This is a genomic window from Streptomyces nanshensis (assembly GCF_001751255.1).
Lineage (GTDB): Bacteria > Actinomycetota > Actinomycetes > Streptomycetales > Streptomycetaceae > Streptomyces > Streptomyces nanshensis_A.
On sequence record NZ_LJGW01000243.1, the window covers coordinates 1 to 2,447 of the forward strand.

At 68.0% G+C, this 2,447-nt stretch carries 2 protein-coding genes; both read right to left on the minus strand.

The genetic code is table 11. From position 1 onward, the window contains the following. Positions 1–45: 45 nt before the first annotated feature. Positions 46–498 carry a hypothetical protein gene (locus tag AN218_RS14160; RefSeq protein WP_070017207.1) on the minus strand — a complete coding sequence of 151 codons (453 nt, stop codon included), beginning with the start codon at positions 496–498 and terminating at the stop codon, positions 46–48. A 262-nt stretch (positions 499–760) separates the two neighbouring features. Next, a complete protein-coding gene (locus tag AN218_RS14165) occupies positions 761–2,416 on the minus strand; it encodes a ParB N-terminal domain-containing protein (RefSeq protein ID WP_070017209.1) in 1,656 nt (551 codons plus the stop codon). Positions 2,417–2,447 lie beyond the last annotated feature (31 nt).

Consider the following 2,447-nt stretch of genomic DNA (forward strand, 5'->3'; position numbering starts at 1 on the left):
GCCCCGGGCCGGCTCGGCCGGGGCGGCGGGTCTCCGAAGTGCCGGTCAGTCGCGGGGGCAGTCGCAGCCCTTGTCAGCCTCGGCCGGTGACCAGGCGGCCCAGGCGCACCCGGCACAGAAGGTGATCGGGGTATTCGCCAGGATGCGGGCCTCCGCCGCTTCCTCGCTCGGGTCCTCCGGATCGATCGCGCACCGGGCGCCTTCGAGCGCCCGGAAGTAGACGCTGGTCACGAGCCTGGTGAGGTTCATCACCACGTCCTGCCGGTGGTCAGGGTCCTCATCCCCCTTGCTCGTCGATGCCACGTACAGGTCCTCCAGGAAATCCGGGATCTCTCGATTGCTGGACAACCTGGGAATAAGGCTCCACGCGTCGTGATCGGGGACGTTCAGCCTCCCGATCGTCTCGGCCGTCCTGGCGAGCATCCAGACCACGACCTCAAGGGAGTTGTCCAGATTGACTTCCTCGATCGGCCTCTGCTTTTCGCGCCACTGCTCCATGGGGTTGGCTCCTTGGTCGTACGAGCCCCGTCGGGCGGTTGGCCTGCGGGGATCGGAAGGGTTTGCCCCCCCTTCCGATACAAGTATTCAACCAAGTTTTTGGGCTGGTGTCCAGTCCCGGGCGCTCTCCGGACGATCTTTTTCAAACTCGACCCCGGTGGGCCGGGCGTCCGCCCCGGCATACACGAGCAAGCCCCGGAAGCGATCGCCTCCGGGGCTTGCTACCGGCGCGGGCGGGCCCCGGCCGGTGTTCACCGGTTGATCAGTCGACGGTTTCGGTCTGCGGCTCCTCTGCGTGCGGCTGGTAGGGCTCGCCGTCCCGTACGGATGCCTCGATGGCGCGCGGCTTGTAGCCGAACCGCTCGCACAGCTCGCGCAGCCAGGCGGCGGCGGGCGCGCGCACCCAGGGGTTGCGCTGGCTGTCGGTGCGCCATGCCTTGCGGTCCATCTTCGACTCGTAGGCGGCGGCCAGGACGGCGAACATCAGCGCGGGGCGGCGCTTGGGGTCGCGGGTGGCGGCCTTGCGCATCACCTCCGCGCGGGCGGTCTTCTCGTCCTGGCCGAGAAGGTCGGCCAGGATCGGGCCGGTCTTGTTGCCGGTCAGCTCCTCGGAGAGAACGGTGTTCCCGCCCAGCATGGCGAGGGTGATCAGTTCGGTCATGTGGTCGGCCTGGGCCTTGGTGTGGGTGGGGCGGCCGATGAGGTCGCGCAGCCACGTGCGGCGGTCGGTGGTGGCGGTGTCCCAGTCGATGTTTCCGTCGATGACGGCGTTCCGGTCGGCCTTGGTCTGCGCCGCGCTTGCCGGGGTCTGCTGGTCCGCCTCCGTGATGTGCCCGAAGAGGACGGCGTTTGTGCAGTACGCGGTGTAGTGGTCCGCGTCAGGGTGAACCAGCACGTAGGCGTGGCCCTGGCAGGTGGCCGCGTGCTCTTCCTCGTCCTCGACGGTGCGCCACAGGCGGTACAGGGGTTCGGCGTTGTCCCCCAGCTCGTCGCTGAGGAAGATGCGGGCCTTGTTCTTCTCCAGCTCGGCGCGCTGAGCCTCGGCCTTTTCGCGCTGGTCGAACTTCTTAAGTGTCCGGCTGAGCTGCCAGTTCGCCTCGTCCGGGTCGTCGCGGTGCTCGGCCGCGATGCGGGCGGCCTCATCGGGGTCCTTCTGTTCCAGGTTGTGCAGCAGCTCCAGGTCGTCGAATCCCCAGCTCGGGGCGACGGTCTGAGCCGTGGTGCTGGCGCCGACGGCGGCGACGGCCTTGACCTGCTTCTGGCTCATGCCGGACGCGGCGGCGGCCTTCTTGGCCCCGGCGCCTCCTTCGACCGCGTGGAAGAGGGCTTGTGCCTTCGCGCGGGGGGAGAGGTCGGCCCGGTGTTCGGCGGTGCTGATCATGCCGAGGAATTGTTCAGCTTCGCTGTGCTCCTCCCACGCGTACGGAAGGTGCGTGAGGCCCGCGGGTTCGGCGCCGTACCAGCGGCGGTTGCCCTCGTTGACCTGTAGAACATCGCCCTCCAGTCGCTGGATGAGAACCGGGATTCGGCACCCCTCGACCTTCAGCGATTCAATGAACGTGTCGTTCAGGTCAAGGTCTTCACGGACGTTCTTCGGATGGGGGCTCAGCCGCTCACGTCGTACGACGGGCCGGTATGTGACCGGCACGTCGGGGAACCCTGCGGCGGCTGCGGCGGCCAGCCGCTCGCGGCCGTCGTACAGACGGGGCTTCCCCTGCGCGTCGTAGCCGACGTAGAGCGGGTCATAGATCGCGTTCGCCTGGATGTCGGCGACCAACTCCGTGTCCGCTTCCGGAAGATGGGCGGTGGCTTCGACCAGTTCGGCGACGCTGAGCGTCGGCCACGGAATCTCCGGGGCCATCCGGGTCGCGGCAACGGTCACCGTGCTGGTCTTTGTGGTGGTCTTCTTCGTGCTCATGTGCTGTTGGCTCCTTGGTTCTCCGCGCGGG

Bases quoted from the DNA above. Each gene is read 5' to 3' on its own strand.
- AN218_RS14165 (WP_070017209.1), bottom strand. From the start codon at position 2,416: ATGAGCACGAAGAAGACCACCACAAAGACCAGCACGGTGACCGTTGCC.
- AN218_RS14160 (WP_070017207.1), bottom strand. From the start codon at position 498: ATGGAGCAGTGGCGCGAAAAGCAGAGGCCGATCGAGGAAGTCAATCTG.